General features: G+C 71.5%; 10 protein-coding genes. 9 read left to right on the top strand and 1 reads right to left on the bottom strand.

The window, feature by feature from the left end:
- Positions 1-6: 6 nt before the first annotated feature.
- Positions 7-750, top strand: coding sequence for a hypothetical protein (locus tag ABZS97_RS42165; protein WP_356148594.1), 744 nt, complete (start codon positions 7-9; stop codon positions 748-750).
- 18 nt (positions 751-768) lie between these two features.
- Here the strand turns inward: ABZS97_RS42165 and ABZS97_RS42170 are convergent, their stop codons facing one another.
- On the bottom strand, positions 769-1230 hold the full coding sequence (locus ABZS97_RS42170; RefSeq protein ID WP_356148563.1) for a DUF3093 domain-containing protein: 462 nt from the start codon (positions 1228-1230) through the stop codon (positions 769-771).
- Positions 1231-1288: 58 nt separating this feature from the next.
- Here ABZS97_RS42170 and ABZS97_RS42175 point away from each other — a divergent pair, with 58 nt between their 5' ends.
- From ABZS97_RS42175 to ABZS97_RS42210, 8 genes are all read left to right on the top strand, one after another.
- On the top strand, positions 1289-1873 hold the full coding sequence (locus ABZS97_RS42175) for a PaaI family thioesterase (RefSeq protein WP_356148566.1): 585 nt from the start codon (positions 1289-1291) through the stop codon (positions 1871-1873).
- A complete protein-coding gene (gene dut / locus ABZS97_RS42180) occupies positions 1870-2385 on the top strand; it encodes a dUTP diphosphatase (protein WP_356148569.1) in 516 nt (171 codons plus the stop codon). The genes ABZS97_RS42175 and dut overlap by 4 nt, the downstream gene beginning before the upstream one ends.
- Position 2386: 1 nt before the next feature.
- Positions 2387-3148, top strand: coding sequence for a DUF3710 domain-containing protein (locus ABZS97_RS42185; RefSeq protein ID WP_356148573.1), 762 nt, complete (start codon positions 2387-2389; stop codon positions 3146-3148).
- 135 nt (positions 3149-3283) lie between these two features.
- Complete coding sequence (locus tag ABZS97_RS42190) at positions 3284-3976, top strand: ABC transporter ATP-binding protein (protein WP_356148597.1); 693 nt, start codon at positions 3284-3286, stop codon at positions 3974-3976.
- A gap of 126 nt (positions 3977-4102) precedes the next feature.
- Positions 4103-6670 (top strand): ATP-binding protein, encoded by a 2568-nt coding sequence (locus ABZS97_RS42195; RefSeq protein WP_356148576.1) that lies wholly within the window; start codon positions 4103-4105, stop codon positions 6668-6670.
- Complete coding sequence (locus ABZS97_RS42200) at positions 6664-7380, top strand: response regulator (protein ID WP_356148583.1); 717 nt, start codon at positions 6664-6666, stop codon at positions 7378-7380. The genes ABZS97_RS42195 and ABZS97_RS42200 overlap by 7 nt, the downstream gene beginning before the upstream one ends.
- Before the next feature lie 99 nt (positions 7381-7479).
- Complete coding sequence (locus tag ABZS97_RS42205; protein WP_356148587.1) at positions 7480-7878, top strand: OB-fold nucleic acid binding domain-containing protein; 399 nt, start codon at positions 7480-7482, stop codon at positions 7876-7878.
- A 3-nt stretch (positions 7879-7881) separates the two neighbouring features.
- A complete protein-coding gene (locus ABZS97_RS42210) occupies positions 7882-8637 on the top strand; it encodes a DUF3159 domain-containing protein (RefSeq protein ID WP_356148591.1) in 756 nt (251 codons plus the stop codon).
- Positions 8638-8760: the final 123 nt, after the last annotated feature.

The following is an 8760-nucleotide window of genomic DNA, read 5'->3' on the forward strand; positions in this document are numbered from 1 at the left end:
TCTTCCATCTGCCCGGCGCCCGTCGCGCGACGCCGCGCGGCCGCCGTCCGCGACGGGGTCAGGGATGGCGTCCGCAAGGGCGGCAGCAAGGCCAGAGCGGGCCTGTCCTACCTCGCCGACCGGATCATCGACAACGCCCCGCGCATTCCCGTACGGGACCTCGACACCCTGCGCAGACAGTTTCCCGGTCTGACGGCCGAGCAGCTCGCCGACAAGCTCGTCACCGGTGCCGCCAACGCGACGTCCACCGTGGGCGCCGGGATCGGCGCCGCCGCCATGCTCCCGGTGCCGCCCGCCATGCCCACCGAGCTCGCCACCGAGATCACCGGGGTCGCCGCGATCGAGCTGAAGATGATCGCCGAGCTCCACGAGGTCTACGGCCGCCGGCCACCCGGCAACCTCAAGCAGCGCAGCACCGCGTATCTGAACTCCTGGTCCTCGGAGCGCGGGATCGACGTGACCAGGCCGTCGACCGTCAATGCCGCCCTCGGCGGCCAGATGAAGCGTGAGCTGCGCCAGCAGATCATGAAGCGCATGGTCAGGGACCTGCCGAACCTGATGCCGTTCATGGTGGGCGCGGCCGTCGGTGCGGTCATGAACCGCCGCGACACCAAACGTCTCGCGGAGCGCATCCGCAAGGACCTGCGCAAGACCCGGGTCCCGTGGGAGTCCCTTCCCGAACTGCCACCGCTGGAGAAGCCCGCCGACCCGCTGCGGATGGGGGAGATCCCCAGGGAGCTGGGGCGCTGACCCTCGTGGTGCCCGGTGCTACGCCGCGGTCCGGGCGGCTTCCAGTGCCTGCGCCAGCCGCTCGGGCTCCCGGGTCGACAGGTACACGTACGGAGTCGGGTCCTGCGGGTCGGTGACCTGCACGCGCAGCGCGGTCGGAATGTAGGCGCGCAGAAGCATGAAGGCGCGAGTGTCCGCCTTGTACGTGCGCCAGGCGCGCGCCTCCTCCTGGTCCAGGATCTCGGCGTCGCCCAGGGCCGCGACCGGGATCTTCGCCTCCCCCGCGATGAGCGAGCCCCCGACGACGCGGATGCGGACCGAACCGTACGAACTGGCCACGACCGCCGAGACGGCGGTGCCGCCCACCAGGCCGCCCAGCAGCGGCAGGGTGCCGAACGGCAGCAGGATCAGGGCCATGGCGACCCCCACCAGGAAGCAGACCAGCCACCAGCTGCGGGGGGCGGTGAGGCGTTCTTCGTACGGCGAGGCGGAGAGCTGCATGAAGCCAAGCTTGGCACGGTGCGGAGACTTGGTGGACTCGCGGGTAAGGTCTGCGCCTGTGAGTGGTACTTCCGCAGCTCTGAAGCCTCCCGCCGACGCCGTCGCGCCGGTGCGGCACCCCGACGCGCCCGCCCCCGGCGAGCTCCTCGGAGCCCACTACGAACACTGTTTCGGCTGCGGCGGCGGACAGCCCCACGGGCTGCACCTGGAGGCCCGCGCGGAGGACGGCGTGCGGGTCACCGCGGAGTTCACCGTGCGCTCCGCCCACCAGGGTGCGCCCGGCCTCGCGCACGGCGGCATTCTGGCCACCGCGCTCGACGAGACGCTGGGCTCGCTGAACTGGCTGCTGCGCACCATCGCCGTCACCGGCCGGCTGGAGACCGACTTCGTACGGCCCGTGCCCGTGGGCACCGTGCTGTACCTGGAGGCCGAGGTCACCGCGGTGGCGGGACGCAAGATCTACTCGTCCGCCACCGGGCGGATCGGCGGCCCCGAGGGGCCCGTCGCCGTCCGCGCGGACGCCCTCTTCATCGAGGTGAAGGTCGACCACTTCATCGACAACGGCCGCCCGGAGGAGATCCGGGCCGCCATGGACGACCCGGACCAGATCCGGCGTGCACGCGCCTTCGAGGTGAACCCGTGAGCCGTAGTCCTGTGGACGTGCTGATCAGGCGCGTCGACCCGGAAGTTCCGCTTCCGGAATACGCATGTCCGGGTGACGCGGGGGCCGACCTGCGCACCACCGAGAGCTGTGAACTGGAGCCCGGCGAACGGGCGGTTCTGCCCACCGGGGTGTCCATCGCGCTTCCCGAGGGGTACGCGGCCTTCGTGCACCCGCGTTCGGGCCTCGCCGCCCGGTGCGGTGTCGCCCTGGTGAATGCCCCGGGGACGGTGGATGCCGGGTACCGTGGGGAGATCAAGGTGATCGTGGTGAATCTCGACCCGCGCGAGTCGGTGCGGTTCGAGCGCTTCGACCGGATTGCTCAACTGGTCGTCCAGCAGGTCGAGAAGGTCCGCTTCCAGGAGGTCGCGGAACTTCCCGAATCGGTGCGGGCCGCAGGGGGCTTCGGGTCCACCGGCGGTCATGCCGCCGTGGGCGCCACAACGGGTGGGAATCGATACGCTTCGGTCGTATCCGACCGGGAAGGACAGTGACGTGTTCGGACGTCGCAAGAAGGGCAGTGCCGCCGAGGACGCGGCGAGCGAGGCCGAGCAGGTCGTCGACAGCGTCGACACTGAGGCGGACGACGCGGACCGGGAGCGCGTGAGGCTGGAGCCGGAACCGCGCCCCGACGGTCCCTGGGACGACTCCGAGGTACGTGACCCGGCCGAGGGCCGCGTGGACCTCGGGGGCCTCTTCGTGCCGGGAGTCGACGGCATGGAACTGCGCGTCGAGGTCGCGGGCGACGCGATCGTCGCGGCCACGGTGGTGCTGCGCGACAGCGCCGTCCAGCTGCAGGCCTTCGCCGCCCCCAAGCGCGAGGGCATCTGGGGCGAGGTACGCGAGGAGATCGCCTCCGGCATCACCCAGCAGGGCGGTGTCATCGACGAGGTCGAGGGTCCGCTGGGCTGGGAACTGCGCGCGCAGGTTCCGGTACAACTGCCGGACGGCACGGGCGGCTTCCAGGTCGTCCGGTTCGTCGGCGTGGACGGTCCCCGCTGGTTCCTGCGGGGTGTGATCTCCGGCCAGGGCGCGGTGCAGCCGCAGGCCGCGGGTCTCCTTGAGCAGGTCTTCCGGGACACGGTCGTCGTGCGCGGCGAGGGCCCGATGGCGCCCCGCGACCCGATCGTCCTGAAGCTGCCCAACGACGCGCAGATGGTGCCCGAGGGTGTCCAGCAGGAGGAGCAGAGCGGTTCCCGCTTCTCCGGTGGCATGGGCCAGCTGCAGCGCGGACCGGAGATCACCGAGGTTCGCTAGCCACGATCTGCCACGGGCCGCACCCCCTGCCGGGAGTGCGGCCCGTTCGCGTCGCGCGGGCCGGCCCATTGCCCGACCGGGTGCCGGATGCCGATACTGGCGCCCGGCCCGAGGGGGAGGGACATGCAGCAGACCATGCACCAGACCGTCACCGAAACCATGGTGCGCGTGGAGAACGTGCACCGCTCGTACGGCACCGGAGCCGCCGCCGTCCACGCACTGCGCGGCGTCTCCTTCGACGTACCGCGGGGTGAACTCGTCGCCCTCAAGGGCCGCTCCGGCTCCGGCAAGACCACACTGCTCAACCTCGTCGGCGGACTCGACGAGCCGGACCGGGGCCGTATCACCGTCGACGGTCTCGAACTGTCCGGGCTCGGCGAGAACGGGCTCCTGGAGCTGCGCCGGGACCGCATCGGCTTTGTCTTCCAGTCCTTCGGGCTGATTCCCATCCTCACGGCCGCCGAGAACGTCGGCGTGCCGCTGCGGCTGCGCCGGGCCGCGCCCCGGGAGCGCGAGGAACGCGTCGAACTGCTGCTCTCCCTGGTCGGACTCGCGGATCACGCGGCGCAGCGGCCCGGCGAACTCTCCGGCGGCCAGCAGCAGCGCGTGGCCATCGCCCGCGCGCTCGCCAACAACCCCTCTCTCCTGATCGCCGACGAACCCACCGGTCAGCTCGACGCCGAGACCGGCCTCGCCGTGATGGAACTGCTGCGCGCGGTCGTCCGCAGCGAGCAGGTGACGGCGCTGGTCGCCACGCACGACGAGAACCTCCTCGGGCTCGCCGACCGCGTCCTCGAACTGAGCGACGGGGAGGTCGTCGGGCACTGACGCGCTCGTGCCCCGTCAGGGTTGCGTCAAAGACACTCCGCGCTCTGCCGACCGCCCCTTTTGTCGAGATTATTGGCCGTAAGGTCGACGCAGCGTGCACCGCTGTGACGGGAAGACAATGGGGCCATGGGACGCGGCAAGCTTCGGATCTATCTCGGTGCGGCACCGGGCGTCGGCAAGACGTACGCGATGCTGTCCGAGGCGCACCGCCGTGTGGAGCGGGGCGGGGACTGCGTGGTCGCCTTCGTGGAGCACCACGACCGGCCGCGCACCGAGGTGATGCTGCACGGCCTCGAACAGGTCCCGCGCCGCGAGATCGACTACCGGGGCTCCGTGTTCACCGAGATGGACGTCGACGCCGTACTGGCCCGCCGGCCGGCCGTCGCCCTTGTCGACGAGCTCGCCCACACCAATGTGCCCGGCTCGCGCAACGCCAAGCGCTGGCAGGACGTGGAGGAGCTGCTCGCGGCCGGTATCGACGTCGTCTCGACCGTCAACATCCAGCACCTGGAGTCGCTCGGCGACGTCGTGGAGTCGATCACCGGCGTACGGCAGCGGGAGACGGTGCCCGACGAGGTGGTGCGGCGGGCGGACCAGATCGAGCTGGTCGACATGTCGCCGCCGGCGCTGCGCCGCCGTATGGCACACGGCAACATCTACAAGCCCGACAAGGTCGACGCGGCCCTGTCGAACTACTTCCGGCCGGGCAACCTGACCGCGCTGCGCGAGCTGGCGCTGCTGTGGGTGGCCGACCGGGTCGACGAGTACCTGACCGAGTACCGCAGCGAGCACCGCGTCTCGAAGATCTGGGGTTCACGGGAGCGGATCGTGGTCGGGCTGACCGGCGGCCCGGAGGGGCGGACACTGATCCGGCGGGCCGTGCGGCTGGCGGAGAAGGGCGCGGGCGGCGAGGTGCTCGCCGTGTACATCGCCCGCAGCGACGGGCTGAGCTCCGCCTCGCCCAAGGAACTCGCCCTTCAGCGCACCCTGATCGAGGACCTCGGCGGCACCTTCCACCACGTCGTCGGGGAAGACATCCCGGCCGCGCTGCTCGACTTCGCGCGCGGCGTCAACGCGACGCAGATCGTGCTCGGCTCCTCGCGCCGCAAGACCTGGCAGTACGTGTTCGGGCCGGGCGTCGGCGCGACGGTGGCCCGCGACTCCGGCCCCGACCTGGACGTCCACATCGTCACGCACGAGGAGGTCGCCAAGGGACGCGGTCTGCCGGTCACCCGGAGCGCTCGGCTCGGGCGGGCGCGGATCATCTGGGGCTGGCTGGTCGGCGTGGGCGGCCCGGTGGTCGTCGCGGTGCTGCTGAACACCGTCCACCTCGGTCTCGCCAACGACATGCTGCTGTTTTTGGCCCTGACAGTGGCGGCGGCCCTGCTCGGCGGCCTCCTCCCGGCACTCGCCTCCGCCGCCTTCGGCTCCTTCCTGCTCAACTACTTCTACACGCCGCCGCTGCACCGGCTCACGATCGCCGACCCGAAGAACATCATCGCCCTGGCGATCTTCGTCGGCGTCGCCGTGTCCGTCGCCTCCGTGGTGGACCTGGCCGCCCGCCGTACCCACCAGGCCGCCCGGCTGCGTGCCGAGTCGGAGATCCTCTCCTTCCTCGCCGGCAGCGTGCTGCGCGGCGAGACCAGCCTGGAGGCCCTTCTCGAAAGGGTCCGGGAGACCTTCGGAATGGAGTCGGTGGCCCTGCTGGAGCGGGCGAGCGACGTCGAACCGTGGACCTGTGCGGGCAGCGTCGGCACAAGCCCGCTGGTCGAGCGGCCCGAGGACGCCGACGTCGACATGCCGGTCGGCGACCACATGGCGCTCGCCCTGTCCGGCCGGGTGCTGCCCGCCTCCGACCGCCGGGTGCTGGCCGCGTTCGCCGCCCAGGCCGCGGTGGTCCTGGACCGCCGGCGCCTCCAGCACGAGGCCGACCAGGCCCGCACGCTCGCCGAGGGCAACCGCATCCGCACCGCCCTGCTGGCCGCCGTCAGCCACGACCTGCGCACCCCGCTCGCGGGCATCAAGGCCGCCGTGTCCTCGCTGCGCTCCGACGACGTGTCCTGGTCGCAGGAGGATCAGGCGGAGCTGCTGGAGGGCATCGAGGACGGCGCCGACCGCCTCGACCACCTCGTGGGCAACCTGCTCGACATGTCCCGCCTCCAGACCGGCACCGTCAGCCCGCTGATCCGCGAGATCGACCTCGACGAGGTGGTGCCGATGGCGCTGGGCGGCGTACCGGAGGACAGCGTGGACCTGGAGATCCCGGAGACACTGCCGATGGTCGCGGTGGACCCCGGGCTGCTGGAGCGCTCGGTCGCCAACCTCGTCGAGAACGCCGTCAAGTACAGCCCCGCCGACGAACAGGTCCTGGTGGCGGCCAGCGCCATGGCCGACCGGGTGGAGGTCCGCGTGGTCGACCGTGGCCCCGGCGTCCCCGACGAGGCCAAGGACCGCATCTTCGCGCCGTTCCAGCGCCACGGCGACGCCCCGCGCGGCGCCGGTGTGGGCCTCGGCCTCGCGGTCGCCCGCGGCTTCGCGGAGGCCATGGGCGGCACCCTCGCCGCCGAGGACACCCCCGGCGGCGGACTCACCATGGTGCTCACGCTCCGGGCCGCGGGCAGTCGGCCGGACCTGGCCACCGCGGCAGCAGCACCGGCACCAGTAGCACCAGCAGAAAGGCACCCCGCATGCTGAGCCCGACCGGGGGAGGCCCCCAGGCCCCCACCAGGGTGCTCGTGGTCGACGACGAGCCGCAGATCGTCCGCGCCCTCGTGATCAACCTGAAGGCACGCAAGTACGAGGTCGACTCGGCCGCCGACGGAGCCGGCGCGCTCCGGGCCGCCGCCGCCCGCCACCCCGACGTCGTCGTGCTCGACCTCGGTCTGCCCGACATGGACGGCGTCGAGGTGATCAAGGGGCTGCGCGGCTGGACCCGGGTACCGATCCTGGTGCTCTCCGCCCGCCACTCCTCCGACGAGAAGGTCGAGGCGCTCGACGCGGGCGCGGACGACTACGTCACCAAGCCCTTCGGCATGGACGAACTGCTGGCCCGGCTGCGCGCCGCTGTCCGCCGCGCGGAGCCCACCGGGGGCGGTGAGGACGACGTGATCGTGGACACCGGGGACTTCAGCGTCGACCTGGCCGCCAAGAAGGTCCACCGCGACGGACGTGACGTCCGTCTGACCCCCACGGAGTGGCACCTCCTGGAGGTGCTGGTGCGCAACACGGGCCGCCTGGTCAGCCAGAAGCAGCTGCTCCAGGAGGTGTGGGGGCCGTCGTACGGCACGGAGACGAACTACCTGCGCGTGTACATGGCCCAGCTGCGCCGCAAGCTGGAGGCCGACCCGTCGCATCCGAAGCACTTCATCACCGAGCCGGGGATGGGGTACCGGTTCGAGAAGTGAGCCGGGTGGTCGTGCAGGCCGGCACGGGTGGCCGTACGCCGGTTCGGGGCGGGGCCCCGCGGGTACGTTCGTGTCAGCGCACCCCGGTACGCTTTCGGTATGAGTGCTGTTCCTCGTTCCGAAAAGCCGGTGGGCCGGTTCCGGCGCATGATGGACCGGCTCTCCTCGTCCCAGGAGGACCTGGAGTCCGAGGAGCTGCGTGAGGACGCCGAGACCGCGGGCTGTACGCGCATCGGCGACTGCCACGACCGCCAGATCGTCACGGTTACTGGTACCTTGCGCACGGTCACTCTGCGACCACGGGCCGGAGTCCCGGCCCTGGAGGCCGAGCTGTTCGACGGTTCGGCGGCCCTGGACGTGGTGTGGCTCGGCCGGCGTTCCATCGTGGGGATAGAGCCCGGGCGCAAGCTGATCGCATCCGGACGCATCTCCATGAGCCGAGGCCGTAGGGTGCTGTTCAACCCGAAGTACGAACTGAGACCGCTTGGACGGGAGTAGCCGGTGACGTCGCTCGACAAGCCGACCGAAGACCCCCAGCAGGACGCCCGGGCGGTGACCGAGGCCGCGCTCTTCGAGGCGTTCGGCGGCCTGCGTGGCATGGTCGAGACGGTGGTGCCCGGCCTCCTCTTCGTCACCATCTTCACGATCAACAAGGACCTGCACTGGTCGGCGATCGCCGCCCTCGCGGTGTCCCTGGTCCTCGTCGTCGTCCGGCTCGCCATGAGGGACACCGTCAAGCACGCCTTCAGCGGCGTCTTCGGCGTCGCCTTCGGCGTGGTCTTCGCGATGATGACCGGCAACGCCAAGGACTTCTACCTGCCGGGCATGCTCTACACACTGGTCCTGGCGCTGGCCTACATCGTCACGACTCTGTTCGGTGTCCCGCTGATCGGCCTGATCCTCGGCCCGGTCTTCAAGGAGAACCTCTCCTGGCGCACCCGCAACCCCGGCCGCAAGAAGGCGTACGCGAAGGCCAGTTGGGCCTGGGGCCTGATCCTGCTCGCCAAGTGCGCGATCCTCTTCCCGCTGTACTGGTGGGCCAACACCGCCCAACTCGGCTGGGTCCTGGTCGCGTTGAAGATCCCGCCGTTCCTGCTCGCCGTCTGGCTCACCTGGGTCTTCCTGGCGAAGGCGCCCGCGCCGATCGACGTGTTCGCCGAGATGGAGGCGGAGGAGCAGGCCGAGAAGGAGCGCAAGGCCGCGCTCGCCGAGGAGCGCGGCGAGACCACGCCGGCCCGCCACCGCCGCGAGGCCTGACCACTTCCACCGATACGAGGAGGGGGCGCCCGGAGATCTCCGGGCGGCCCCGCCCCGGCTGGGGGGGGGGGGGGGGCCCAGCGGGCCGGGGGGGGGCGGGGGCCCGCCCGCCGCGGGGCCCGC

The organism is Streptomyces sp. NPDC005485, assembly GCF_040606085.1.
Taxonomy (GTDB): Bacteria; Actinomycetota; Actinomycetes; order Streptomycetales; family Streptomycetaceae; genus Streptomyces.